The sequence below is a fragment of the Bacillus sp. MUM 13 genome (assembly GCF_001866725.1).
GTDB lineage: Bacteria > Bacillota > Bacilli > Bacillales > DSM-1321 > Peribacillus.
The window spans coordinates 1-26,088 of the sequence record NZ_MLYQ01000065.1; the positions used below are offsets into that span (position 1 = coordinate 1).

Annotated in this window: 23 protein-coding genes; 18 read left to right on the forward strand and 5 right to left on the reverse strand. The window is 41.8% G+C overall.

The window, feature by feature from the left end; genetic code table 11:
• Positions 1-159: 159 nt before the first annotated feature.
• Positions 160-450, reverse strand: a complete 291-nt coding sequence (locus tag BIV59_RS15585; RefSeq protein WP_071352372.1) for a HesB/YadR/YfhF family protein — start codon at positions 448-450, stop codon at positions 160-162.
• Positions 451-919: 469 nt separating this feature from the next.
• On the opposite strand from BIV59_RS15585, the gene BIV59_RS15590 reads away from it, so the two are divergent.
• A complete protein-coding gene (locus tag BIV59_RS15590) occupies positions 920-1,249 on the forward strand; it encodes a PadR family transcriptional regulator (protein ID WP_071352373.1) in 330 nt (109 codons plus the stop codon).
• Between the two features lie 82 nt (positions 1,250-1,331).
• Here BIV59_RS15590 and BIV59_RS15595 read toward each other — a convergent pair whose 3' ends face one another.
• Both BIV59_RS15595 and plsY read right to left on the reverse strand, forming a co-directional pair.
• Entirely contained in the window at positions 1,332-1,472 is a 141-nt protein-coding gene (locus BIV59_RS15595; protein ID WP_071352374.1) for a YycC family protein, read from the reverse strand.
• A gap of 84 nt (positions 1,473-1,556) precedes the next feature.
• The gene (gene plsY / locus BIV59_RS15600; protein WP_071352375.1) at positions 1,557-2,147 is read right to left on the reverse strand and encodes a glycerol-3-phosphate 1-O-acyltransferase PlsY; all 591 of its coding nucleotides are present in this window, start codon (positions 2,145-2,147) and stop codon (positions 1,557-1,559) included.
• 322 nt (positions 2,148-2,469) lie between these two features.
• Here plsY and BIV59_RS15605 point away from each other — a divergent pair, with 322 nt between their 5' ends.
• The 5 genes from BIV59_RS15605 to BIV59_RS15630 all read left to right on the forward strand — a co-directional run bounded on the left by BIV59_RS15605 (position 2,470) and on the right by BIV59_RS15630 (position 11,158).
• On the forward strand, positions 2,470-3,771 hold the full coding sequence (locus BIV59_RS15605; protein WP_071352376.1) for a purine/pyrimidine permease: 1,302 nt from the start codon (positions 2,470-2,472) through the stop codon (positions 3,769-3,771).
• Between the two features lie 188 nt (positions 3,772-3,959).
• On the forward strand, positions 3,960-4,373 hold the full coding sequence (locus tag BIV59_RS15610) for a CoA-binding protein (RefSeq protein ID WP_071352377.1): 414 nt from the start codon (positions 3,960-3,962) through the stop codon (positions 4,371-4,373).
• A 306-nt stretch (positions 4,374-4,679) separates the two neighbouring features.
• Positions 4,680-6,635 (forward strand): DNA topoisomerase IV subunit B, encoded by a 1,956-nt coding sequence (gene parE, locus BIV59_RS15615; protein WP_481747442.1) that lies wholly within the window; start codon positions 4,680-4,682, stop codon positions 6,633-6,635.
• The gene (gene parC, locus BIV59_RS15620) at positions 6,635-9,085 is read left to right on the forward strand and encodes a DNA topoisomerase IV subunit A (RefSeq protein ID WP_071352379.1); all 2,451 of its coding nucleotides are present in this window, start codon (positions 6,635-6,637) and stop codon (positions 9,083-9,085) included. Before parE ends, parC begins: the two co-directional genes overlap by 1 nt.
• A 438-nt stretch (positions 9,086-9,523) precedes the next feature.
• On the forward strand, positions 9,524-11,158 hold the full coding sequence (locus BIV59_RS15630; protein ID WP_071352381.1) for a glycoside hydrolase family 13 protein: 1,635 nt from the start codon (positions 9,524-9,526) through the stop codon (positions 11,156-11,158).
• 56 nt (positions 11,159-11,214) lie between these two features.
• Here BIV59_RS15630 and BIV59_RS15635 read toward each other — a convergent pair whose 3' ends face one another.
• Positions 11,215-12,411 carry an MFS transporter gene (locus BIV59_RS15635; RefSeq protein ID WP_240501923.1) on the reverse strand — a complete coding sequence of 399 codons (1,197 nt, stop codon included), beginning with the start codon at positions 12,409-12,411 and terminating at the stop codon, positions 11,215-11,217.
• A 3-nt stretch (positions 12,412-12,414) separates the two neighbouring features.
• The gene (locus tag BIV59_RS15640) at positions 12,415-12,876 is read right to left on the reverse strand and encodes a MarR family winged helix-turn-helix transcriptional regulator (protein ID WP_071352382.1); all 462 of its coding nucleotides are present in this window, start codon (positions 12,874-12,876) and stop codon (positions 12,415-12,417) included.
• Positions 12,877-13,303: 427 nt separating this feature from the next.
• Here BIV59_RS15640 and BIV59_RS15645 point away from each other — a divergent pair, with 427 nt between their 5' ends.
• The 12 genes from BIV59_RS15645 to BIV59_RS15700 all read left to right on the forward strand — a co-directional run bounded on the left by BIV59_RS15645 (position 13,304) and on the right by BIV59_RS15700 (position 25,797).
• Entirely contained in the window at positions 13,304-14,665 is a 1,362-nt protein-coding gene (locus tag BIV59_RS15645; protein WP_071352383.1) for a cytochrome ubiquinol oxidase subunit I, read from the forward strand.
• Between the two features lie 11 nt (positions 14,666-14,676).
• Entirely contained in the window at positions 14,677-15,720 is a 1,044-nt protein-coding gene (locus BIV59_RS15650; RefSeq protein WP_071352384.1) for a cytochrome d ubiquinol oxidase subunit II, read from the forward strand.
• A 32-nt stretch (positions 15,721-15,752) separates the two neighbouring features.
• Positions 15,753-16,505: a hypothetical protein gene (locus BIV59_RS15655; RefSeq protein ID WP_071352385.1), complete on the forward strand. Its 753-nt coding sequence runs from the start codon at positions 15,753-15,755 to the stop codon at positions 16,503-16,505.
• Between the two features lie 75 nt (positions 16,506-16,580).
• Complete coding sequence (locus tag BIV59_RS15660) at positions 16,581-17,054, forward strand: staygreen family protein (RefSeq protein WP_071352386.1); 474 nt, start codon at positions 16,581-16,583, stop codon at positions 17,052-17,054.
• A 147-nt stretch (positions 17,055-17,201) separates the two neighbouring features.
• Entirely contained in the window at positions 17,202-17,837 is a 636-nt protein-coding gene (locus BIV59_RS15665; RefSeq protein WP_071352424.1) for a TetR/AcrR family transcriptional regulator, read from the forward strand.
• A gap of 117 nt (positions 17,838-17,954) precedes the next feature.
• Positions 17,955-19,097 (forward strand): acyl-CoA dehydrogenase, encoded by a 1,143-nt coding sequence (locus BIV59_RS15670; RefSeq protein WP_071352387.1) that lies wholly within the window; start codon positions 17,955-17,957, stop codon positions 19,095-19,097.
• A 114-nt stretch (positions 19,098-19,211) separates the two neighbouring features.
• Positions 19,212-20,855: an AMP-binding protein gene (locus BIV59_RS15675; RefSeq protein ID WP_071352388.1), complete on the forward strand. Its 1,644-nt coding sequence runs from the start codon at positions 19,212-19,214 to the stop codon at positions 20,853-20,855.
• Between the two features lie 60 nt (positions 20,856-20,915).
• The gene (locus BIV59_RS15680; RefSeq protein WP_071352389.1) at positions 20,916-22,271 is read left to right on the forward strand and encodes an acetyl-CoA carboxylase biotin carboxylase subunit; all 1,356 of its coding nucleotides are present in this window, start codon (positions 20,916-20,918) and stop codon (positions 22,269-22,271) included.
• A gap of 18 nt (positions 22,272-22,289) precedes the next feature.
• Complete coding sequence (locus BIV59_RS15685; protein WP_071352390.1) at positions 22,290-22,502, forward strand: acetyl-CoA carboxylase biotin carboxyl carrier protein subunit; 213 nt, start codon at positions 22,290-22,292, stop codon at positions 22,500-22,502.
• An 18-nt stretch (positions 22,503-22,520) separates the two neighbouring features.
• Positions 22,521-23,435, forward strand: coding sequence for a hydroxymethylglutaryl-CoA lyase (locus BIV59_RS15690; protein WP_071352391.1), 915 nt, complete (start codon positions 22,521-22,523; stop codon positions 23,433-23,435).
• A gap of 30 nt (positions 23,436-23,465) precedes the next feature.
• Entirely contained in the window at positions 23,466-24,248 is a 783-nt protein-coding gene (locus BIV59_RS15695) for an enoyl-CoA hydratase (protein ID WP_071352392.1), read from the forward strand.
• 16 nt (positions 24,249-24,264) lie between these two features.
• On the forward strand, positions 24,265-25,797 hold the full coding sequence (locus tag BIV59_RS15700; protein ID WP_071352393.1) for an acyl-CoA carboxylase subunit beta: 1,533 nt from the start codon (positions 24,265-24,267) through the stop codon (positions 25,795-25,797).
• Positions 25,798-26,088: the final 291 nt, after the last annotated feature.

Genomic DNA, 26,088 nt, shown 5'->3' on the forward strand with positions numbered 1-26,088 from the left:
AGGGGGCATTTCTTATGGCTGAATTTACAGATATAGATAGATGAAAAGGTGTAAAAATGTTAATTAAGTCGAATCAGCGAAGTCTGCAGACTGCGCTGATTCGACTAGGGATAATACGCCTTTTTTCTAAAATTCAATAGAAATTATTATTAATAGAGTCTATTTTTTGTATAAAAACTCTGGTTCGTTATACTTCTGGTTAAACTCAATATGCAAGTCATTTCCGTCAAAGTACCATGAGTCGGTTTCTTCGATAAAGAATGAAATGCCCATTTTTTCAGTTTGGGCAGCCGGATTTTCGGGATCTGTATTGTTGACCCCTAATGAAAAGCCGCTTTGTATAGGACTGTATCCTCCATATCTTGCGAAAAAACGGAGAGAATCTCCTTCTTTTAACGAAAGCTCATCTTTATACCATGCTGCTGCTTCATCGTTAATAAATATTTTCATAGCAAAGTCTCCCTTCATACTAGTCGTTAACAATAGTATATAGCAATGCTAGTAAAGAAGCGAACGATGAGTCATCCCGGCAGGAAGCTGGCCCTTGCGATGATTCCAGGGGGGGCATGTAAGGGAGTATAAATCTATGAAAATTTAAATCATATTAATCATTTTTCTCTATAAAAATTCAGCTGGTGTAAAAAAATTCAGAAGAGTTGCTATATTGTGTTAAAATATAGATATTAACAGCACTACTTTATAATAATGGGTTACTTAGTCATGCGATATGAATGCTTCGGTCGTCCAGTGACACTGCTTATATACCTATTACTTCTTATATGGGGTGAGCTGAGTTAACTGAATGTATTGAAGCTGACTATATAGTTTAGAAAATAACAGATTTTTATCTATATATTATTAATATGTAATGGAAATTGAGGGTATATAATAATGCGATATAGTTAAGGGAGCGGGATAAATGCGTAAATCCGAATTGCTGAAAGGCAGCACAGAGATGGTGCTTCTTTCAATTTTAAAGAACCGGGATATGTATGGGTATGAAATTATCGAGGAATTAAAAAGGATCAGTGATGGATACCTGATATTTAAAGAAGGAATGCTGTATCCGGCTTTGAAAAAATTAGAAGAAAAAGAACTTGTGAAAAGTTATTGGAGAGATTCTCTGGAGGGGCCAAGCAGGAAATATTACTACATTACCAAAAATGGAGTGCGCGAACTAAAGGAGCAAATTACAGAGTGGGAGCTTTTTCATGAGATCTTTAATAAAGTAGTCCATCACCAGAAGTGAGCTTGGGGTTATAAAAACAGGACAAAAAAAAAGAGAGCTTATCTCGGGCATGACCTGCCTTTGGCGGCTCTCTTCTTGTTCTTTATTCCTTTTCCTTTGCTTCCATTTCAGCTATTTTTGCGATAAGAATATGCGGAGGCATATGCATGATCTGTTCAATTGGCACTGATAGTGATTTTGAAAGCTTAATGGCAGTTTCAGCCGATATTTGCAGAGGCTTCATATTAGCTCCTTTCTTTTTTACTGACAGCTGCGAAAATTAAATGCCAGCCCTTATGTTTTGATTTGGGACGGCGGGAATATATTGTTAAATCCATTTTACTTTTGGCTCGGTTTTATCCAGAATCCGTTTAATGTTTGCACGGTGGCGATAAAAAATAAATATAGCCAGCACTCCAAGGACGATTATCAGGGGCCAGTCGCTCCACTTAAAAATGATGGCATAGGCCAGTGAAACGATTGAAGCCACCATGGAGGAAAGAGACACATATTTTGATAAATACAGCGCAATAAAGAAGGCGGCTAAGACTACAACGAACAGCAGGGGGACATAGGCAAGTACGATTCCTCCTGAAGTAGCTACAGCTTTTCCTCCGCGGAACCCTGCGAAAACAGGAAACATATGGCCGATTACAGCAAAAACTCCTGCCAGAAGGGGATGGATATGAGCTCCGATCATCATAGGAAGCATAGTAGCCAGTGTTCCTTTTAATATATCCATTATGGTAACAGCCATTCCGGCTTTAATGCCGAGCGTCCGAAAAGTATTGGTGCCGCCGAGGTTTTTGCTTCCGTGTTCACGGATATCCGTTTTATAAAAGATCTTGCCGATAATCAAGCCGGAAGGAATAGAACCAAGCAGGTAGGCAAGCGCCAATGTGATAATAATTAGTAACATATTGCAGCCCTTTCTTATATGTATTTATTTGTATGTATGATTGCTTTTGGCAGATTGTCACTATCGTACATTTATCCAAAAAGCATGTAAACCTTTAGCCAGTAAGCAAGGTACTCTATATTTTATCATGATTATGCAAAAAAACCATCGGCTATGAGATTTTTTATTCCATGAATTTTACGGCTTTTATTCATGAAAGTTTTAAACCATGTGAGATTGCCGGTACTTTGCATCCAAAACTTTCCTGTCCCTTCCCCTGGCAATAGGCAGTTATGTTAAAATAGTAATGTAGTAGACTAGTTGATGAAAACGGGAGATTGTTATGAAAAATTTATTTGGCGCTTTGCAATGGATCGCTTTTATGGTTGCTTCTTCAATCGTAGCGCCCATTGCGATTGCAGACTTATTCGGTTTAACGGGTCATGAAGCAGCAGAATTTGTTCAAAGGACAATATTTGTTCTTGGTGTTGCCGGAGTCATCCAGGTAACCTGCGGGCACAGGCTGCCTATTAATGAAGGGCCGGCAGGTTTATGGTGGGGAGTGTTTGCCCTTTACGCAAGTTTCAGCACCACACTGTTTGCATCAGGCTCTGATACCCTAAGAGCCCTTCAGACAGCCTTGATTGCAAGCGGCATCTTATTTATCATACTTAGTGCAGCAGGATTGATAAAAGTGATCAGCCGCCTTTTTACGCCTGTTGTGATGGGCATCTATCTGCTTCTTCTGGTTATGCAGCTCAGCAAATCATTTTTAAACGGTATGCTTGGATTGGGGTATACAGGAAATAAAGCTGATTTGAAAATTGCCGGATTAAGCCTGCTGACTGTGCTGATCACTTTTTATGTGACAAAACATAAAAAGGAATCCATCCGGCGATACGGAGTGTTAATTTCCCTTGCCTGCGGCTGGCTTCTTTTTGCAGTTTTCGGAGCAGCGAAGAAGGCTGCCTATTCCCCAGATCAGCTTTTTTCACTGCCAAAGCTGTTTGCTTTTGGTTCCCCAAAGTTTAATTCAGGGATGATCATGACAGCAGTATTTGTTACACTGCTTTTGCTGACGAATATGATAGCAAGCATCCGTTTAGCAGAAATGGCCATGGATTCAATAAACCCGGGAGGAGGCAAGGCAAAACTTAAATCAGCAGGCATGGCAGCCGGTATAAACCAGATATTAGGAGGAGTATTCAGTGCAGTTGGACCTGTCCCGATTTCAGGTGCTGCGGGGTTTATTGCCGCAACGAGGATGACATCCAGACTGCCGTTTTTGCTCGGCTCCATTTTAATTGCCGTTTCAAGCTTTTTCCCGCAGGTTATGGCCATTTTTACAGCCGTTCCGATTCCAGTCGGATATTCCGTGACATTTGTAGTGTTTACCGGCATGCTAGGCATGGCGTTTGCGGAATTCGAAAAAGAAAAAGAACAAATTAGAATACGTACGGTTATCGGCGTGTCACTATTAAGCGGAGTAGGCTTAATGTTTGTTCCCGGCACAGCCTTTCAGGGGCTTCCTCCAATTATCGTTTCGCTGCTCAATAATGGCCTGGTGTTTGGCACACTCGTATCCATATGTGCAGATCAGTGGACGAAATTTGTTTACAGAAGAAAGGCTCAGGGTGAAGCATAACTCTTTTAGGGGAAAGATAGCCGTTTATAGGAGAAATTTGCATGAAAACAGCGGGAAAGTCAGCAATATCTCTATATTAAAGGCTAATAAAGATTTTTCTCCTGTTTGTTTATATGCTAAAATTTAAAGATAAACAGGATTTATGCCTCCTGAACGAGAAATAGAATAAAACTAAGGAGCTGAAAATCATGACAATGAATATTCCAAGCCGGGAAGAAATCGGCCGTATATTAAAAAAGGCCAAGGTAATTGCTGTGGTCGGGCTATCAGATAATCCGGAACGTACATCCTATATGGTCTCAAAAGCCATGAAGGATAGCGGATATGAAATCATACCGGTAAATCCCTCTGTCGAAGAAGTTCTTGGAGTGAAAGCAGTTGCTTCCTTAAAAGATATTAAAGGACATGTAGATATTGTGAATGTTTTCCGCCGCTCCGAATATCTGCCGGAGATCGCCAGGGAATTCGACGAAGTCGATGCGGATATATTTTGGGCACAGCTGGGGCTTGAAAATGAAGAAGCGTATAATTTCTTAACAGAAAAAGGTTACACCGTCATCATGGATCGCTGCATCAAAGTGGAACATGCCCTTACAAAGTAAGGCTGAGAGCGGACAAAGCCCCGCTCTTTTTTTATGGACTCCAAATTAAAACAATCGAAAACAAGAAGCATATTTAAATGCCAAGATGCAAAGGAATATTTACATGTCATTGCTGTCATGGTAATCATGATGGAAAACAAAAATAGAACATTTGTTCTTTTTCTTCTTTTGGATTATACTTATCATATAAGAAGTTAATAATATAAAGCCTATTTATTTATGAGTCATATCATACTGAATGATACGGCCCAGAAGTGTTGTTGTTGCAAGGAAAGGGGAATTTCTGTGGCAAAGAAAGTTAGTACAATCGAATATAATGATGATGCGATTCAAGTCCTTGAAGGCCTGGAAGCGGTGAGAAAGCGTCCAGGAATGTATATCGGAAGCACCGATGCACGAGGACTTCATCATTTGGTATATGAGATTGTTGATAACTCCGTGGATGAGGCGCTTGCTGGCTACGGAGACCACATCATCGTTAAAATACATAAAGATAACAGTATCAGCGTGACAGATAAGGGCCGGGGAATGCCGACCGGAATGCACAAGCTCGGCAAGCCGACACCTGAAGTCATTTTGACAATCCTTCATGCAGGAGGGAAATTTGGCCAGGGAGGCTATAAAACCAGCGGAGGGCTTCACGGTGTGGGAGCTTCAGTGGTAAACGCCCTCTCAGAATGGCTCGTTGTTACAATTAAGCGGGATGGCTTCATTTACGAACAGCGATTTGAAAATGGAGGCAAACCAGAAACTACTTTGGAAAAAATAGGCAAAACCAATCAGTCGGGAACTAAAATTCATTTTAAACCCGATACATCCATATTTTCGGTTACCGTATACAATTATGAAACACTTTGTGAACGCCTAAGAGAGTCTGCGTTTCTTTTAAAAGGAATGAAGATTGAATTAATAGATGAGCGGCATGATCACCATGATAACTTTTATTATGAAAATGGCATTGAAGCATTTGTAGAATATATAAATGAAGAAAAAGATACCCTTCACAGCGTGGTAAGCTTTGAAGGGGAACAGAACAATATTGAAGTCGATTTTGCCTTTCAGTTTAATGATGGGTATTCAGAAAATATTCTGAGCTTTGTTAACAATGTCCGTACAAAAGATGGAGGCACACATGAAGTCGGGGCTAAAACAGCAATGACCAGGGCTTTTAATGATTATGCAAGAAAAACGGGCCTGCTGAAGGAAAAGGATAAAAATCTGGAAGGCACAGATATAAGGGAAGGCTTATCTGCTATTATTTCCGTCCGGATTCCAGAAGAGCTTCTTCAATTTGAAGGCCAGACAAAAGGGAAGCTTGGAACAAGTGAGGCGCGTTCAGCAGTTGACAGTATTGTCACAGAGCATTTAGCATACTTCTTTGAAGAAGATCCGAATACAAGCAGCTCTTTGATCAAAAAGTCCATTAAAGCGTTTCAGGCCCGCGAAGCAGCAAGGAAAGCCCGTGAAGATGCCAGGAGCGGTAAAAAAAGAAAAAAATCTGATGCTGTTTTATCAGGAAAACTCACGCCCGCTCAATCTAAAAATCCTGAAAAAAATGAATTGTACCTGGTAGAGGGTGATTCGGCAGGAGGTTCTGCCAAGCAGGGCAGAGATCGCCGTTTTCAAGCTGTTCTGCCTCTTCGGGGCAAGGTTATCAATACAGAAAAAGCAAAATTGCAGGATATTTTTAAAAATGAAGAAATCAATACCATTATACATGCAATAGGCGCTGGGGTAGGGCCGGAATTCAATGTGGAAGATGCCAATTATGATAAAATCGTAATTATGACGGATGCGGATACTGACGGTGCCCATATTCAGGTGCTGCTCCTCACATTCTTCTATAGATATATGAAGCCGCTGATTGAAGCAGGCAAGGTATACATTGCGCTTCCACCTTTGTACAAGGTCAGCAGAGGGACTGGGAAAAAGGAAGTAATAGAGTATTCGTGGAGTGATGAAGAACTTCAGGATACAATCAAAAAGGTAGGCAAAGGCTATATGCTCCAGCGGTATAAAGGTTTAGGAGAAATGAATGCCGACCAGCTTTGGGAAACCACCATGAACCCGGAAACAAGAACTTTAATACGTGTAAAAATCGATGATGGAGCACGGGCAGAAAGACGGGTTACGACCCTTATGGGCGACAAAGTAGAGCCGCGCCGAAAATGGATTGAAGCTAATGTAGCGTTTGGTCTCGAAGAAGAGTCGAATATTTTGGATAATGAAAATATGTCGATATCAGAGGAGGTCAAAATTTAATGTCTTTAGAAGAGAAAGTTCATGATTTGCCCCTTGAAGAGGTTATTGGAGACCGGTTCGGGAGATACAGCAAATATATCATCCAAGACCGTGCGCTCCCTGATGCAAGGGACGGGCTAAAGCCGGTCCAGAGGCGCATATTGTATGCGATGCATGTGGAAGGGAATACAAATGATAAAGGTTTCCGAAAATCAGCCAAGACGGTAGGAAACGTAATCGGGAACTATCATCCGCACGGAGATTCATCTGTGTATGATGCCATGGTCAGGATGAGCCAGGAATGGAAGCTTCGAAATGTTATGGTGCAGATGCACGGCAACAATGGCAGCCTTGACGGCGATCCTCCAGCAGCGATGCGTTATACAGAAGCAAGGCTATCAGCCATTGCGGCAGAGCTCCTTCGGGATATTGATAAACGGACGGTAGACTTCATTCCCAATTTTGATGATACCTCAAACGAGCCGGTTGTTCTTCCTGCAATGTTCCCTAATTTGCTGGTAAATGGATCGACTGGTATTTCAGCAGGCTATGCAACAGAGATTCCGCCTCACCAGCTAGGAGAGGTTATAGACGCAGCCATTATGAGAATGGACAAGCCGGATGCAACTGTCGATGAATTAATGACAGTCATAAAAGGGCCAGATTTTCCGACAGGAGGCATCATTCAGGGGATTGAAGGCATAAAAAAAGCCTATGAAACCGGAAAAGGCAAAATTATTATTCGCGGCAATGCCGAAGTAGAGAATATGCGCGGAGGCAGGCAGCAGATCGTTGTGACAGAAATCCCTTATGAAGTAAATAAAGCAAATCTGGTCAAAAAAATCGATGAATTCAGGCTCGACCGAAAAGTGGAGGGAATCTCTGAGGTTCGTGATGAATCGGACCGGACCGGATTAAGGATTGTCATAGAATTGAAAAAAGAAGCAGATTCTTCAGGCGTGCTGAATTATCTTTATAAAAATTCAGATCTTCAGATAGCCTATAACTTTAATATGGTGGCCATATATAAAAAGAGGCCAATGTTAATGAGTCTTCCAAAGCTTCTTGATGCATATATCGGCCACCGTAAAGAAGTCATCCTGAACCGTTCACGCTATGAACTGCAAAAGGCACAGGACAGAGCACATATTGTGGATGGATTGATGAAGGCGTTATCCATTTTAGATGAGGTTATTGCAGTCATCCGTTCATCCAAGGATAAACGGGATGCCAAGGATAACCTGATAAAGAGGTTTCAATTTACAGAACCGCAGGCTGAAGCAATCGTATCCCTGCAGCTTTATCGCTTGACCAATACGGATATCACTGCACTTCAGTCTGAAGCAGAAGAGCTTAACCGCAAGATTCAGGAATTGCAGGCCATTCTGGACAATGAAAAAACACTCTTTCAAGTCATTAAAAGAGAATTGAAAAGCATTAAAAAAACATATAACGATACACGCCGTTCTAGAATTGAAAACGAAATAGAAGAAATTAAAATTAATCTGGAAGTATTGGTAGCCAGCGAAGATGTTATGGTCACAGTCACGAAGGAAGGATATGTGAAAAGAACTTCTCTCAGGTCGTATGCTGCCTCAGGGGGTCTTGATTTCGGCATGAAGGACTCTGACAGGCTCCTTCAGAAAACGGAAGCCAATACAACGGATGTTATCCTCCTGTTCACCAACAAAGGGAATTACCTGTACTGTCCAGTTCATATGCTGCCGGATATCCGCTGGAAAGAAACAGGGCAGCATATTGCCAACATTGTGCCAATTAGCCGTGATGAGCAAATAGTTAAAATGATCCCGATTAAGGACTTTGAACAGCAGCAATATTTGTTATTTGTTACGAAGAACGGAATGGTGAAAAGAACCGAGCTGCGTTCCTATAAAGCTCAGCGTTATTCAAAACCTCTTGTCGGCGTAAATCTGAAAGGCGATGATGAAATGGCTGATGTGCATCTTACTGATGGAAGCACATCCATTATTATGATCAGCCATTATGGGTTTGCTTTATGGTTTGATGAAGAAGAAGTTGGTGCAGTCGGTGTCAGGGCTGCCGGAGTAAAAGGCATGAACTTAAAAGACGGAGACTTCGTCGTTGGCGGCAAGGTGCTTCAAAAGAATTCAGCAGAGGGCATCCTGGTTGTTACCCAGCGAGGCGCGATTAAGAAAATGAAGCTTACTGAATTTGAAAAGTCTTCCCGTGCCAAACGTGGGGTCGTTGTGCTTAGGGAATTAAAGTCTCACCCGCACCGGGTCATTGGTTTTGAAACCGTTGTAAACAGCGACACCATTTTTATCAGAACGGAAAAGGGGATAATTGAAAGTTCCCATGCTGGAAGTTTAAGGTTCACCGACCGCTATACCAACGGATCGTTTATCATTGATGAAACAGAAAGCGGAAAAGCAGCTGAAATCTGGAAGATCGGTTTAGAAGACTCCAATCCAAACGTAGAACAGTCTTAAGAGATACGGAGCAATAGAGATAATCCCTGAACAGCATCTAACTGTTCAGGGATTTTTTTGTTTATTCCTGATACATTTGCAAGGCTGATTTTGGGATTCCGTGAAATTGGGACCCAATGTGAAATATTCTTCCTGAAGACGGATTCCTATTCAGCGGACTCAACAGGTAATTTTGAGAGCGCTTACCATTTAAAAGCATCCTTCCTCAAACCGTATTTTGATACGGAAAACTTTCCAATTCCTGCGTAATTATGCTATAAAAGAAGTATCCAGGAGCAATGAAGGCGTAGTTTTAGCTCGTTTGCACGTGCTGAAAAAAAAGAAGGGTAACACATTATAAGTACCAAATAGCTCTCTTAAAAATGTGGATTTCTGCGGGAAGTGGGGCTGCGGAAATCGAGAGTCAATATAAGAGAGCCTTTAAAATAGGGGGAGCATATGAAAAAAACATGGTGGAAAGAAGCAGTCGTTTATCAGGTATACTGGAGGAGTTTTTTTGATTCAAATGGAGATGGAGTAGGAGACATTGAGGGACTGATAGAAAAGCTGGATTATATTAAAAATCTTGGCATAGATGTCATTTGGTTAAATCCAATGTATGATTCACCCGATAAAGACAATGGTTATGATATCTCCAATTACTGCGGAGTCATGGAGAAGGCGGGAGATATGGCCAGTGTTGAAAGGCTGGTAGAGGAAGTACACCAGCGCGGGCTGAAAATCATTATGGACTTGGTGGTCAATCATACTTCCGATCGTCATCCTTGGTTTTTGGAATCAAAGTCATCTGCAGATAATCCTAAACGAAACTGGTATATTTGGAAAGATTCAAAAGATGGAAGACCGCCGAATAATTGGCGTTCCTATTTTGCACCTTCACCGTGGACTTATGACGAAACATCGGATCAATACTATTTTCATTCATTTGCAAAAGAACAGCCTGATCTGAATTGGGAAAATCCTGATGTCCGCCAGGAAATATACCGTATTATGAAATTTTGGCTGGATAAAGGAATTGATGGATTCCGGATGGATGTAATTAATCTGCTTGCAAAGAAGCAAGGATATCCTGATGCTGAAGATCCATTTAACTTATCATACCTGGCAAATAACCCAGGTATCCATGATTATTTACAGGAAATGCACCATGTAGTATTAAGCAATTATGATATCATGACGGTTGGCGAAATTCCTTTTGTCAGCCCGCAAGAAGGTTTGTTATATGTAAGTGAAGACAGAAATGAATTAAATACTTTGTTCCACTTCCAAATTGCCGATGAGATGCCGGCATGGGACATGCTCCGATTTAAGCGCATACAAAAGGATTGGTATGAAGGGCTTAAGGGGAATGGGTGGAATTCGCAGTTTCTTAACAATCATGATCATACAAGACAAGTTACAAGGTATGGGAATGACAAAGAATACCGTGTGCAGTCAGCAAAGCTGCTGGCAGTCTTAACCCATACACTTCCCGGGACTCCTTATATCTATCAAGGCGAAGAAATCGGCATGACTGGGATACGGTACGATAAGATTGAGGATTATCAGGATATAGCCATGAAAAATAAATATCGTGAAGAAGTGGAAAAAGGGCAGCATCCAGATGAAGTTCTAAGGAGCCTGCAGCCGCTGTCCAGAGACAATTCACGGACTCCTATGCAATGGAATGATGAGGAAAATGCAGGATTTACATCAGGTACTCCATGGATTGGGATTAACCCGAATTATAAAACGATTAACGCAGAAAAAGAACAGAAGGATCCAATGTCTGTCTTGAATTTTTATAAAAAACTAATTTCCATCCGGAAAGATAGAGATGCAATGGTTTATGGAGATTATCATGATCTGACAGAAAATCATGCTGAATTGTATGCGTATACACGAAAATTGGATAATGAAATGCTTTTGATCATCTTAAATCATAGCGATAATAAAAATGAATTTATGCTGCCCGCGGAGTTAGCTGATAAAAATAAAGAGCTGATTCTCGCAAATTATGAATGTGTCCAAGATGAAGCAGAAAAAATGATGTTACATCCACACGAAGCAAGGATCTATTCCATCAATCTGTGAAAGTTATTTACATGTAAAATCAGAAAAAGGCCCCCAGATAAATGGGGGCCTTTTTCTTACGCACTTTGGTTTAATTGTTGTTTCTTAGTTTTAGTTATTAAGCTGAACGCCATATATAAAAATACAAGCAGAAAGATTAAGAAGCTGGATAATCCATATGTGGCATTATAGCCTATCTCTACTGCAACATTGCCTAAAGTTCCGGCTCCGATCGCCATGCCCAAATCCATGAAGCTTAGGGACATGGCATTTGCTGTCCCTTTCTTTTCAGGGGTTACCCGGCTGACAGCCCAAGCCTGGAAGGTTGGCTGCATGATTCCATATGCAATGCCGTAAAAGACGGCTGCAGCAGATAGCATGGCAAAGTTATGTGTGAAAGCAAGAAGTATCAAGCCGATAATACCACAGACACTTGCAGGATAAATTAAAAATTTATGTCCGAAGCGGTCATATATTTTACCGGAAAACGGCCTTGTGAATACCATCATTCCAGCTACAATCAGGAAGAATACAGAAACCTTTCCTCCAAAATGGTTGGCTGCTCCCAGACCATCAATAAAATTCACGATTCCTGAAAAAGTAATATAAAACAAGGCTACAAGCAAACATGGAAGAAAGGCGCGTTTATCAAAGGCAAATTCGAGAAGGGATTTGTCCGGAACTGGTTTTGCAGCCGGGGCACCCTGATTGTTTTTGATAAAAAAGCTTCCTGCTGCAGTGAGCATAGTTATAAAGAGCATTACGGTTAACAGTTTATTGAATGAATATGAATGCAGCATAGAAAGGGCAATCATAGGTCCAAATGTCGTTCCAAGGCTAGTTGCCATTCCAAAATAGCCTATGCCTTCCCCGATTCGGGCAGAAGGTATTAAATTAGTGGCAAATGTTGCAAAAAGTGTAGAGATAATACCAAAAGAAATTCCTTGCAGTATTCTTAGCATCACTAAAATGGAAAAGGTGGCTCGGCCAAAACTTAAACCAATTGTAATCAATACAAAAAGCAATGTAACTATTAAAGTGGCTTTCATGTTCAGCTTATGCATAAAAATACCGATAAACGGCCTTGTAAATATAGCAGCGAGCATGAAAGAGGTTGTCATCAATCCGCCTTTTGCGGGATCATGTGTAATCTCGCCGACAAAAGCCGGGAAGCCGCCCATAAGTGCCTGAAGGATAAGGAAAAATAAAAAAGTCATAATAATAATGATGATATATTGCCAGGTCCATAATTTGACAGGTGCTTGCTGTTTCAAAACTTATCCTTCTTTCTTTGATACAGTAAGGCAATTTGATGCTTCGTGCTTACTGATATTTCTTTGTATTGTAACGAGAACATTCATAAATAAATGAAGATGTTCATCCGTTATTCCCTGAAGTATTTCGCCATACATATCCTCCACTGCAGGCAGAGCCGCTTCAACAGTATTTCTTCCTTTTTCAGAGACTTCTACGAGAAAAGATCTCCTGTCTTCAGGATTGGGGATTCTTGTGGCTAAATCGTGTTTTTCAAGCAAATCCAATATCTTTGTTAAGGTAGCTTGATCTTTATCGGTTTTTGCGGATAATTCCTTTTGGCTGAGACTGGATACAAAGGTTAATTCTTTTAACACGGTCCATTGCTCAGCTGTAATGTTATATCCCTTCAATACTTTACTTACCAATCCCCGTATTTTTTTGCTGGTTGATGAGGCAGTAAACCCTATCTCATCCTTGAACATGGTTTTTATCCATCCCCCATCTTTTAATTCACCTTCTTATTATACGTGTAAAAATTATAGGTGTAAATATAGTTTGTGGCTAATTATATTACGATCTTAAATAAAGGCTGTTTTCGTAAACTTTGTTGCTATGAAACATGGTGGATGATTTCCGATCCAGGATGCTTGCTTCCCGCTAATCCCACAGGAGTCCCCCACCTTACGCTCCAATCAACTTGACATGACAATGGGAACGCCTCACATAACAAATTTAAAAAAACAAAATCTTTAAGAAAAGAGCCAATAAAAAACATGAATATTCATTTCCTCTCTGCCTGCCAAGAAGCTATGTTGAGGATTTATTTATAAATATCGGCCGGTTTCTTTCATAGATTCTCTTTCTCTGGAAATAATAAGAAACACCATAAGAGTGAAGGGAAGAAAAAAAATGGATCATTTACTGATTGCCAGGTCTATGTTTGGGACCACGATGGGTTTTCACATTATTTTTGCAACAATAGGAGTAGGTTTGCCATTTATGATTTTGACTGCGGAAATCATGTATCAAAGAAAAAAAGACCTGCATTATGCCGTTATGGCTCAGCGGTGGACAAGGGCATTCGCCGTATTGCTCGGAGTTGGTATCCCTACCGGAACGATTGCAGGCGTTCAGCTGACTTTGCTGTGGCCTGGCTTTATGGAGGTGATCGGCAGGGTCATGACGCTTCCTTTTCAAATAGAAATATATGCTTTCTTCGTTGAAGCTCTATTTATGTCTATTTATGTGTATGCTGCAGATAGAGTGGCACCGTGGATGCGTATCGGAAGTTTAAGCCTGGTTGCATTGGGAGCTTTATTTTCTGCTGTACTGATTACTAATGTCCATGCATTTGAAGCGACTCCGACAGGATTCAGAATTGAAAATGGGGAAATTGTGGATGTTCATCCATGGGCCGCCTTTTTCAATCCCAGCTTCCTGGTCACAGCACTGCATGTTGCACTATCAGCTTATACCACCGGTGCATTTGTCGTAGCTTCTGTTTCTGCCTATAAAATGATCAAAGCGGGATTTGGTTCTAAAGTGTATGTATTTCATAAAAAAGCATTAATGCTGAGTGTAGTAGCAGGAGGAATCTTTGCCTTGTTTACAGCATTGAACGGACATGCTTCTGCACAGCATTTATACGAATATCAGCCTGAAAAGCTGGCTGCAGCGGAGGGTCTGTTTGAAACACAGACACATGCTCCGCTTTCAATTGGAGGATTTACAGATGAAAAGACACAGTCTGTGAAATGGGGAATTGAAATCCCGTGGGCTTTAAGCTTTTTGGCAGCTAACAGTTTTGATACTAAAGTGACGGGACTGAATGATTTCCCAAAAGAACATTGGCCGCCCCTATTTATACATACCCTATTCAATACAATGGTAGGAATAGGCTCATTGCTGATATTGCTGGCAGCAGCGGTGATTATCTGGGATAAGTGGTTCAAAAAAGAAAGGTTTCCGCGTTTTCTTATGTGGCTCTTTGTGATTTCCGGCCCTCTGGCAGTTTTATCTATTGAATGCGGATGGATTTTTGCCTGTACGGGGCGCCAGCCGTGGACGATTTATAATTTCCTGACAACGAAGGAGTCGGTTACATCGACATCCAATCTTGGCTTGCTATTTATCTTATTTTTGATTGTTTATCTGATTTTAGCGGTATCTGTACTTTTTGTGCTTATGTATTACTTTAAGCGGCACAGTGCTCTGGATGCCATTCATCAGGCAGAGCAAAAAGACAATCAGGCTCTCGATTCTAATTCTTAAGGAGGATTTATATGTCAGATGCAGTCATAGCCAGTATCGTTCTCTGGGGATTTGTTTTTATTTACTCTGTTATGGCAACCATGGATTTTGGCGCAGGATTTTGGTCCATGATTTATTTCAACCGTGAAAAGACAAGAGCCACCAATATTGCCAACAGGTATTTATCGCCGACATGGGAAGTGACCAACACATTTATCGTCGCGCTCGTTGTTGCCATCTATAGTTTGTTTCCCGGTGCAGCTTTTACACTTGGGACAATCCTGCTTTTGCCAGGGAGCCTCATACTTTTGCTGCTTGCCCTGCGAAGCGCCTTTCTGGTTTTCTCTCATATAGCGATTGATTATGAGAAGATTTTGACTTACATTACCGGAATCACCGGGATCTTGATTCCGGCACTTTTAATCAGTGTTTTACCTATCACTCATGGCCATTTTGTCACAACAGTAAATGGAAAGCAGACATTAAAGCTGGCTGAGTTATTTACCAGTCCGAATGAATATGCCTTTATTGGTTTTGCGATCAGCAGCACGCTGTTTTTGTCATCGCTCCTGCTGTCTGATTACTCCAAGGAAGCGAACGAACTTGAGGCCTTTAAGGTGTATAGAAAGGATGCCATGATAACTGGCCCTATTTCTTTATTAATGGCATTTTTGATCATGATTACCCTGAGAAATGAAGAAGCCTGGCTGTACAACAAGATGATGGATGATTTGCCTATCCTGTTATTCTCTTTGCTTTTTTTCATAATAGGAGGGATTGCCCTATATCTGCCGTTTTTTTCAAAGAAAAATATTAAAGCCATGCCAAGGCTTGCTGTCGTTTCAATTACTCTGCAGTATTTGCTGGCAAGCTATGTTTACGGAAAAGCGCATTTGCCTTATATGGTTTATCCCAATGTGACAATCCACTCTGGCTTTACGGACCCCAATTCTTTTAGAGCTGTTTTTGCCACCTATATCGTCGGCTTTGCGATTTTGTTTCCGGGGTTCTTCTATTTTTGGAGAATGTTCATGAAGGACAATCGATATCTAAAGCAGAAGGAAGCGAATAAATAGTATTTATCCTTTAACCTGAAAGGAATGATACGATGAAACCAAGAAAAGCCCACCTTATTTCCAGTTATCTTATCCTTTTCTTTTTTGCCATTTTCAGTTATCCGGCATCTGCGGAGAAAACTCTTTCTCATAATGGGGAATTGCTGGTTTCCAAAGAGAAGGATGTAACAGGTGATGGAATCCCTGATAAAATTGCCATTTCAGGAATACCATATGATGCAAAAAGCCAATTTCAAAAGAAAATGTTTATAACGGTCACTTCTCCGCCGGAATTTTTAAAGGTCCCCCTAGAGGGAGGATACAACCCTTCTTTATTCTTTGCCGATTTTAACGGAGACCATGTTTGTGATATTTTTGCACAAGCAGACACAGGCGGGAGCGGGGGAACCGTCAAAGGATATGCTTTCAGTTTTAAAGGAGGCCGTGTAAAGGACTTAAAGGTTCCTCCGCCAGTTAGTGCCGGAGGGGAGTTTTTGGACGGATATCTCGCTAAGATTACCTTAAAGAATCATAAACCGGTAATCATGGATGTATCCTCCCGAAAGGAGGAATATGAGAGGCTTGGCATTTATCAAAAGGGCCGTTTGAATGAACCTGCCGAACTTCTTATCGACCCATACTCTTCTATGAAAATTATCAAGGTAATCGGAAACAAAAAGTGTATCAGGGGCATCCAAAGAATAAGCGGCGCTTACCATGCAGATGCATTGGCCGAGGTGATCTCCGATTGGGAATACAACAATGGCAAGTGGCAAATGATTTCAGCGGAGATCCAGAAAATATAGGGCAGATATTAACCATTTTTGGGCATTTGGCATAGGATGAGGTAAACCCGGAATTAAAAAGGAGAATGGCCTCCCATGACCTTCAATGCAGAAAAACTGCTTGTCACCTATAGACCTCCTGCGACAAAAAGCATGCCGGCAGAAGGCAGGAAATATACACTTACACATTCTGATGCAACAGGTGAGCTGTTTCTTGGCATCGGCACTTCGTATGACAAAGGAAGCATTAATCCTCAGCTGAGAGATGAATTCCTTGCAGAATGGCAGCCGCGCCTTGGACAATTCTTGCTTTCAGGCAAAGTTTATATCAGCAGCGGAGATTTTGATGAAAATATATCAAGAGTGCGATATATGGTTTTTATGAAGGAAATACCGACAGCTTTGGAAGCGATCATACATGGAGACAGGGTATTTTTTCAGCATTTCCCCTGGCTGGTGGACAGCCCGATTTATGTCACCTTTGAATCGGTTTTCCCGGAATTCAATAAAATAATGTATTATGGAACCCCGCGCCAATATATGGGCGGCAAAAAGAAAATGAATGTGTAGTTCCCAGTATGCCTGCTGATTTCAGCAGGCATTTTTAGTGCAGATTGCGGCAGATGCATTTCTTAAAATTTTATCTATTTTAATAATTAAGAAATTGACTTATTTTCAGTTTATTTGTTAATATTAATCTATCGCTGGCAATTCATCATTAGCCAAGCCTTATGCAGGCATGGCAGGGGGAGCGGATGCCCTACGGATTTAAAAGAAAGAATCATCGAAACATCACTTCTTCTTTTTGAGGAATATGGCTATCATGGTGTTACGGTTAATACAATTGTCAAGGAATGCGGTACAAGCAAGGGCGGCTTTTATCATCATTTCCAGTCGAAAGACGAGCTATTGTTTGTCATCCATGATGTGTTCATTACATATGTTTTAACAAAGGCGCAGGAAGCAATAGCCGCCAGTGCATCTCCAGCAAAAAAAATGACAATGATCATCAAGTCTTTTGTAAAAGTATTTGACCTCTATAAACCCCACATCTCGGTATTTTATCAGGAAAGCATGTATTTGAAGCCTCAATATGAAGCAGCAATTAGAAGAAAACGTAAAAGTTATAAAGAAATGATCTTTGCAGTAATCGAGGAAGGCAAGGAACTGGGGGTCTTCAGGCCAGAGCTGCCGGTTGAAATAACAGGCATGAGCATACTGGGCATGGTGAATTGGTCATATAAATGGTACAAAAAAGACGGAGAAAAAACGATAGATGAAATTGGTGACATTTTTGTCGATTTGGTTCTGCAGTCTCTGCTGACAGACCAAGCAAAGAAAAAAGAGAAGTAAAGTGAGAATTTCTCTGAAATCTTTTGTTTTCAATTTAATTTAAGCGCTTACATTTCGGCTTTGGCAGACCAACCGGTCGGTCTTGAAGGACATACAATATACCTGAGGAGGATTTTCATGAATTTTGAACTTACAAAAGAACAGCAAATGATTAAAGAAATGGTACGGGACTTTGCTGAAAAAGAAATTAAGCCTAAAGCGATTGAACTTGATCAGCATTCCCGTTTCGGTGAAGATATTTTTAAAAAAATCGGGGAGTTAGGACTGCTTGGCATTCCGTTTCCTGAAGAATATGGAGGCTCTGGCGGCGACACAGTCTCATATGCCATTGCGGTGGAAGAAATCGGCAAAGCATGCGGAGGAACTGGCTTAAGCTATGCGGCTGCCGTTTCCTTGGGATCCAGCCCCATTTACTACTTTGGGACTGAAGAGCAAAAACAAAAATATTTGGTGCCTCTTGCAAAAGGAGAGGAACTGGCTTCGTTTGGACTGACAGAGCCTAATGCAGGATCTGATGCAGGGGGAACCCGGACACGTGCAGTGCTTGAAGGTGATGAGTATGTGCTGAACGGCGAAAAATGCTGGATAACAAATGCCAGCTACGCAAGCACCATTACGGTTACGGCAGTTTCCGGAAAAGACAGCAGAGGGAAAAATATTATTTCAGCATTTCTCGTCCCGACAGATACGAAAGGGCTGACCATAAACTCTAATTATGAAAAGATGGGAGTAAGGGCTTCAAATACCTGTGAAATCATACTTCAGGATGTCAGGGTGCCAAAGGAAAATATCCTTGGAGATCCAAAAAAAGGGTTTAAGCAATTTTTGTATACCCTGGATGGCGGAAGAATCTCTATTGCAGCTCTTGCAGTTGGTATTGCCCAGGCAGCATTTGAGAGGGCACTATCATTCGCTAAGGAACGCCAGCAATTCGGCCAGCCGATTTCCAATTTCCAGGCCATCCAATTTAAACTTGCAGATATGACCATGGAAATAGAATTGGCAAGAAATATGGTCTATAAAGCGGCCTGGCTGAAGGATCAAAAGAAGCCTTTTACGAAAGAGTCAGCTTATGCAAAGCTTTACGCTTCCGAAATGGCATTTCGTACAGCGAATCAAGCCATCCAGATTCACGGCGGTTCAGGATACATGCGTGAATATGAAGTGGAAAGGTATTTAAGGGATGCCAAACTCCTTGAAATAGGGGAAGGAACTTCGGAGATTCAGAGAATCGTCATTGCCAGGCAGTTAGGCTGCTGATCCTGCTCATCAGTAAAGAGAATCATGGATTGAAATGATATAAGCCCCAAAAAAATTGACAGCTTCCGCTTCGACAGACGTCTCTGCAAATAATCACTGAATAGGAGGATTTTAATGGCTGAATTGTTGCGTGTAACGGTTGGAGAATTGATGGAAAACACTGCCAGGGAGGCAGGGGAAAAAGAAGCGGTTGTCTATCACGATCTGGGCTTGCGTTATACTTACAGCCAATTTGAAAAGATTTGCCGGCAGGCTGCCAGAGGGTTTATGTCACTTGGAATTGAAAAGGGAGACCATATCGCAATTTGGGCTTCCAACAAGCCTGAGTGGCTGATTTCTCAATTTTCAACAGGAAAAATGGGCGGTGTACTGGTAACGGTCAATACGAATTACCGAAAAAGCGAGCTTGAATATCTGCTGGAGCAATCCGACTCGGGCACGCTGATATTAATGGAAAAATTCAAGGATCATTCATACATTGACACCCTTTACGAAATTGTGCCTGAGCTTCGCACCTGTCAGCCTGGAAAGCTGCAATCTGAAAAGCTGCCTAAATTAAAGAATGTAATTGTGCTTTCAGACAATGCGTACCCAGGGACTTTTTCATGGGATGATCTCTTAAGAGATGCAGCTTCTGTTACAGAAGAGATGCTGGATTTTCGGATGAGTACGATGAATCCGGACGATGTGATCAACATGCAGTATACATCAGGTACGACAGGATTCCCCAAGGGAGTGATGCTTACACATTCAAACCTGGTGAATAATGGGTATAGCATCGGTTCCTGCATGAAATTGACTAAGGAAGACCGCCTGTGCATCCCTGTTCCTTTCTTTCACTGCTTCGGGTGTGTACTTGGGACGATGGCATGTGTGGCCTGGGGTGCAGCAATGGTCCCGGTTGAGGAATTTAATCCAAGAACAGTGCTTAAAACGGTTCAAAATGAAAAATGCACAGGACTGCATGGAGTTCCTACAATGTTTATTGCAGAACTCAATCTTTTGGACTTTGATCAATATGATCTCACAAGTTTGCGCACTGGCATCATGGCAGGTTCCAACTGCCCGATAGAGGTCATGAAAAATGTGGTGGGGAAAATGGGAGCAAAAGAAATCATAATCATATACGGGCAGACTGAGTCATCACCTGGGATAACAGGAACGAGAAGTGATGATGATATAGAACTTAGGGTTACCTCTGTAGGAAGGGCGCTCCCGCATGTTGAAGTGAAAATCATGCTGCCTGGAACAGATCAGGAAGCTGAAAGAGGAGAGCAGGGCGAACTATGCACCAGGGGATACCATGTTATGAAGGGATATTACAAAAATCCCGATGCAACAAAGTCTGCCATCGATAAAGAAGGCTGGCTTCACACAGGAGATTTAGCAGTAATGGACAAAAATGGCTATTGTAAGATTACCGGACGTTTGAAGGATGTAATCATTCGGGGCGGCGAAAATGTGTATCCCCGTGAAGTGGAAGAGTTCATTTACCAGCATCCAAGTGTGATGGATGTACAAGTAATTGGTGTACCTGATCAAAAATATGGAGAAGAACTGATGGCATGGATTATTCCTAAAGAAAATTCCGGGCTTACGGCAGAAGAAATTCAAAACTATTGTATGGGAAAAATATCAAAACACAAAATTCCAAGATATATAGAATTTACGAAAGAATATCCTATGACGGCTTCCGGGAAAATTCAGAAATATAAGCTCCGGGAGCAATCTAAAAATGTTTTAGGACAATATCATTAACAATTCCGTGAGCAAAGGGTCCAATAAGTTTAATTCCAAAAACCGGAAGGAGGATGTCAATTGATTGAAAAAATACTGATTGCAAACAGAGGAGAAATTGCCTCAAGAATAATCCGGACATGCAAAAAAATGGAGATCCGCACTGTGGCTGTCCATTCAGAAGCAGATGCAGATGCCCCTTTTGTAAAGGAAGCGGATGAGGCTTTCCTTTTAGGAGGCTCCAAGGTACAGGAAAGTTATTTGAACATAGAGAGAATTTTGGAAGCGGCAAAAACCTTTAAATGTGATGCCATTCACCCGGGATACGGTTTTTTAAGCGAAAACAGAGAGTTTGCGGAAATCTGTGAAAAAGAGGGATTAATTTTCATAGGGCCTAAACCTGAAGTGATTGAAAAGATGGGAAATAAAGTTGAATCCAGAAAGACTATGGAACAGGCAGGCCTTCCGCTGGTACCGGGGATTTCGAGGCCGCTTGAAAATGCGGAAGAAGCTATAAGGGCAGCAAAATCCATTGGCTATCCCATTATGCTGAAGGCATCAGCTGGCGGCGGCGGTATAGGCATGCAGGCCGTTTCTGATGAAGCGGAACTTAGAAAAGCATTTGAAGGCAACCAGAAAAGGGCTTTAATGTTTTTCGGCAATGGTGACATGTTCATTGAAAAAAGAATAGTAAAGCCCCGTCATATTGAAATACAGGTGCTGGCAGACCATTATGGGGAATCTGTTTATCTATGGGAAAGAGAATGTTCCATTCAGCGCAGGCATCAAAAGGTTCTGGAAGAGGCTCCATCACCTTTCCTTAATGAAGTTACCCGCCAAAAGATGGGGGAGGCTGCTTTAAAAGCGGTTCAAGCCATCGGGTATACCAATGCGGGCACACTTGAATTTTTAGTTGATGAAAATCAGGATTTTTTCTTTTTGGAAATGAACACACGCCTTCAGGTAGAGCATCCGGTTACGGAAGAAATAACGGGACTGGATTTAGTGGAGCAGCAGATTAGGATTGCTTCTGGAGAGAAGCTTGCATTTACCCAGCAAGATGTTAAAAGAAACGGGCATGCCATAGAAGTCAGGATTTACGCGGAAGACCCGAATACATTTTTTCCATCACCAGGGAAGATAACAAATCTTAAACTTCCTTCAGGAAATAATATACGCCATGAATTGGCGATCCACTCCTCTTCTGCGGTATCTCCATTCTATGATCCTATGATTGCGAAGCTTGTTGTAAAAGGGGCTTCAAGAAATGAAGCAATCAAGGAAATGAAGGATGCACTGGATAACTATGAAATCACTGGTATTAAAACGAATATACCTATGCTAAAACAGATTATCTCTCATGAAGCATTCGCAAATGGAGACACCACAACAGATTATATTGAAAAATACTATAAAAAATCATCGCCGACAACATAAGAAATGGGGGATTTAAAGATGGAAGAAATTAAAGCAAGCATGGCTGGAAGCGTATGGAAGATTGTGGTTTCAGAGAATGAAAAGGTAGAAGAAGGCCAGGATATCGTTATTCTGGAATCTATGAAAATGGAAATTCCAATTTCTGCTGAATCAAGCGGCAATATTAAAGAATTAAAAGTAAGTGAAGGGGACTTTGTGAACGAGGGAGACATACTCGCTATTATTGAATAAATAGAGCGGAGGAAAACAATGAAATGGCCAGAAAAAGTAACAATTAAAGAGGTTGGGCCAAGAGATGGGCTTCAGAATGAAAAAGCTATTGTCTCTACAGATAGGAAGATAGAATGGATCAACGCTTTATCAGAAACTGGCCTTACTTATATCGAGGCAACTTCCTTTGTCAGGCCAAGCTGGATTCCCCAGCTTGGCGATGCAGCAGAAGTGGCAGCAGGCATCAAGAGAAACCAGGGTATCATATATGCTGCCCTTGTGCCAAATATGAAAGGATTGGAAGCTGCCTTAAACGCTGGTATGGATGAAATATCAGTTTTTATGTCAGCAACTGAAACTCACAACAAAAAAAATATCAATAAATCAATTTCAGAAACCTTTCCAGTCTTAAAAGAAGTGGCAGAGACTGCTCAGAAGCACGGCAAGACTGTCAGGGGGTACGTATCAACCGTATTTGGCTGCCCTTATGAAGGGAAAGTACCTCTTGACCAGGTATTCAGGGTGTGCGAAGAGCTCTTTAGCATGGGGATCAGCGAGCTCTCTCTTGGGGATACAATTGGAATCGCCAATCCAAGACAGGTTGAGGAGGTTCTCAAGCAAACACTTGCAAGATTTGATAAAAGCAAATTAGCGCTGCATTTTCATGATACACATGGAATGGCACTTGCAAATGTACTGAAGTCCCTTGATTTTGGAATAGAAACTTTTGATGCTTCTCTTGGCGGTCTTGGAGGCTGTCCATATGCACCTGGTGCAAGCGGCAACCTCGCAACAGATGACCTTGTCCATATGCTTGAAAATATGGGGATCAAAACGGGCATTGACTCAAGGAAACTGATGAAAGCCGCACATATCATGCAAAATGAACTGGATAAACCGCTGCCGAGCCACCAGATGGCCATTTATAATCAATTAAATGAATCAGCTAAATAAATGCGCGGCAGTATTTGAAAGGAGCATAGTATGGTGCAATCTGTTGAATTAAATAAGGATCAATCTGGAATAGCTGTTATGAGTTTGAACCGTTCAAAGGCTGCTAATGCATTATCAAGGCAAATGCTGAATGAAATGAAGGCTGCTTTGCAGAGTATTCATGAAGATGAGTTCATTCGCTGTCTTATACTGACGGGATCTGGTGAAAAAGTTTTTTGTGCAGGAGCAGATTTAAAGGAACGTGCCGGTATGAATGAGTTTGAAGTAAGGAATACAGTGACCCTGATCCGTGAAACCATTAATAGGGTGGAGGAGCTCCCTGTTCCGGTGATTTGTGCAATGAATGGCTCTGCTTTTGGAGGAGGGCTTGAGCTTGCACTAGCCTGCGATATCCGCATTGCCTCAAGCAATTCCAGCTTTGGGCTTACCGAGACTTCACTCGGAATCATTCCGGGTGCAGGAGGAACACAAAGGCTTCCGAGGCTTATCGGGCTTGCAAAGGCAAAAGAACTGATATTTACTGCAAGAAGAATTGGTGCAAAAGAAGCAGAAAGTATAGGCTTAATCAGCAAAACCGCAAGTAACGAAAGTCTAATGGAAGAAGCCTTTACCCTTGCCCGTGAAATTGCAGGAAATGCTCCGCTTGCCTTGAGGGCGTCAAAAAAAGCGATCAACCAGGGTGCTGAGACAGGCCTGCAGGCAGGTTTGAAAATTGAAGAGCTATGCTACGGAACTATTATTGATACGAATGACAGGCTGGAAGGGCTTCAAGCATTTAAAGAAAAACGCAAGCCAGTTTACACAGGCCATTAATAGAGGAGCTGTCACGATGTCAACATTAATTGGAAAACTGAATGAAACAGTCGAGAAAATCAGCCAGGGCGGACATGGGAAATATCATGAAAAAAATGCAGAGAAAGGTAAACTGTTTGTCCGTAAAAGACTTGAACTCTTATTCGATGAAGGAATAGAAATCGAAGATGCATTTTTTGCGAATTGTGCCAGTGAGGGACTTCCTGCAGACGGAGTTGTAACAGGGATAGGGAAGATCAATGGCCAGACGGTTTGTGTGATGGCTAATGATTCTACTGTTAAAGCAGGATCATGGGGGGCCCGAACGGTTGAAAAAATCATCCGGATACAGGAAACCGCTGAAAAACTTCATGTTCCACTTTTATATCTGGTAGATTCAGCTGGTGCAAGAATTACAGATCAAGTAGAAATGTTTCCTGGCAGAAGGGGAGCAGGCCGGATTTTTTACAATCAGGTGAAGCTTTCTGGAAAAGTACCTCAAATCTGCCTTCTTTTTGGTCCATCTGCTGCAGGCGGGGCGTATATCCCTGCATTTTGTGACATTGTTGTGATGGTGGAAGGAAATGCTTCCATGTATCTGGGCTCGCCGCGCATGGCTGAAATGGTCATTGGCGAGAAAGTAAGCGAGGAAGAAATGGGCGGGGCTAAGATGCATTGTTCCGTTTCAGGATGCGGAGATGTGCTGGTTAAGTCTGAAGAAGAAGCAATCGGGTATGCAAGGCGCTATTTATCCTATTTCCCCTCAAACTATCAGCAAAAACCTGAACCCGTTGAACCTGTGCTTCCGGCTGAATATGAAAAAACATTAAAAGATATCATCCCATCAAACCAGAATGCTCCATTCAATATGTATGATCTGATCAATCGGCTGATAGACAGAGATTCGTTCTGTGAAATCAAAAAACTGTTTGCCCCAGAGCTTATAACAGGCTTAGCCCGTTTACATGGACAGACAATCGGAATCATCGCCAATCAGCCAAGAGTAAAGGGCGGGGTCCTGTTCCATGATTCAGCGGACAAAGCAGCCAAATTCATAACTTTATGTGATGCCTTTCATATTCCGCTCCTCTTTTTAGCCGATATTCCAGGTTTCATGATTGGAACCAAGGTAGAACAAGCTGGAATTATCCGGCACGGAGCAAAAATGATTTCCGCGATGAGCGAAGCAACCGTTCCAAAAATCTCAGTTGTTGTAAGGAAAGCTTATGGAGCAGGATTATATGCAATGGCAGGCCCTGCCTTTGAACCTGACTGCTGTCTTGCCCTTCCATCTGCTTCAATTGCTGTAATGGGCCCTGAAGCGGCTGTGAATGCAGTGTATGCAAACAAAATAAATGCTCTTCCGCCTGAAGAGAGAGCAGCATTTATTGAATTGAAACGTGAAGAGTACAGGAAGGATATCGACATATACCGCCTTGCATCTGAAATGATCGTTGACAGCATTGTACAGCCGGATGAGCTGAGAAATGAATTGATCAAGCGTTTTGAATCATACAGCACAAAACAGCAGACCTTTACAGAAAGAAAGCATGGTGTCTATCCAGTCTGATGCTTTGATTTCAAAACCCGGCAGCTATGCCGGGTTTTTCCATTAGGCTCTTTTCTTAAGGATTGTTATTTTTTAATTTGTTCTGTAAAGCGATCACGTTGTTAAACCGGGTTGATTGGAGTGTAAGGTGCGAGACTCCTGTGGGATAAGCGGGAAGGCGAGACCCCGCAAGCTAGCTTGTGAGGTTCACCGCCCGCCCCACGGAAAGCGAGCATCCTGGAACGGAAATCAGCCCCTTGTTCAGATAGCTACAAAGTTTACGAAAACAGCCTTCCATTAAACAGAAATAAA

Bases quoted from the DNA above. Each gene is read 5' to 3' on its own strand.
- BIV59_RS15585 (WP_071352372.1), bottom strand. From the start codon at position 450: ATGAAAATATTTATTAACGATGAAGCAGCAGCATGGTATAAAGATGAG.
- BIV59_RS15590 (WP_071352373.1), top strand. From the start codon at position 920: ATGCGTAAATCCGAATTGCTGAAAGGCAGCACAGAGATGGTGCTTCTT.
- BIV59_RS15595 (WP_071352374.1), bottom strand. From the start codon at position 1,472: ATGAAGCCTCTGCAAATATCGGCTGAAACTGCCATTAAGCTTTCAAAA.
- plsY (WP_071352375.1), bottom strand. From the start codon at position 2,147: ATGTTACTAATTATTATCACATTGGCGCTTGCCTACCTGCTTGGTTCT.
- BIV59_RS15605 (WP_071352376.1), top strand. From the start codon at position 2,470: ATGAAAAATTTATTTGGCGCTTTGCAATGGATCGCTTTTATGGTTGCT.
- BIV59_RS15610 (WP_071352377.1), top strand. From the start codon at position 3,960: ATGACAATGAATATTCCAAGCCGGGAAGAAATCGGCCGTATATTAAAA.
- parC (WP_071352379.1), top strand. From the start codon at position 6,635: ATGTCTTTAGAAGAGAAAGTTCATGATTTGCCCCTTGAAGAGGTTATT.
- BIV59_RS15630 (WP_071352381.1), top strand. From the start codon at position 9,524: ATGAAAAAAACATGGTGGAAAGAAGCAGTCGTTTATCAGGTATACTGG.
- BIV59_RS15640 (WP_071352382.1), bottom strand. From the start codon at position 12,876: ATGTTCAAGGATGAGATAGGGTTTACTGCCTCATCAACCAGCAAAAAA.
- BIV59_RS15645 (WP_071352383.1), top strand. From the start codon at position 13,304: ATGGATCATTTACTGATTGCCAGGTCTATGTTTGGGACCACGATGGGT.
- BIV59_RS15650 (WP_071352384.1), top strand. From the start codon at position 14,677: ATGTCAGATGCAGTCATAGCCAGTATCGTTCTCTGGGGATTTGTTTTT.
- BIV59_RS15655 (WP_071352385.1), top strand. From the start codon at position 15,753: ATGAAACCAAGAAAAGCCCACCTTATTTCCAGTTATCTTATCCTTTTC.
- BIV59_RS15660 (WP_071352386.1), top strand. From the start codon at position 16,581: ATGACCTTCAATGCAGAAAAACTGCTTGTCACCTATAGACCTCCTGCG.
- BIV59_RS15670 (WP_071352387.1), top strand. From the start codon at position 17,955: ATGAATTTTGAACTTACAAAAGAACAGCAAATGATTAAAGAAATGGTA.
- BIV59_RS15675 (WP_071352388.1), top strand. From the start codon at position 19,212: ATGGCTGAATTGTTGCGTGTAACGGTTGGAGAATTGATGGAAAACACT.
- BIV59_RS15685 (WP_071352390.1), top strand. From the start codon at position 22,290: ATGGAAGAAATTAAAGCAAGCATGGCTGGAAGCGTATGGAAGATTGTG.
- BIV59_RS15690 (WP_071352391.1), top strand. From the start codon at position 22,521: ATGAAATGGCCAGAAAAAGTAACAATTAAAGAGGTTGGGCCAAGAGAT.
- BIV59_RS15695 (WP_071352392.1), top strand. From the start codon at position 23,466: ATGGTGCAATCTGTTGAATTAAATAAGGATCAATCTGGAATAGCTGTT.
- BIV59_RS15700 (WP_071352393.1), top strand. From the start codon at position 24,265: ATGTCAACATTAATTGGAAAACTGAATGAAACAGTCGAGAAAATCAGC.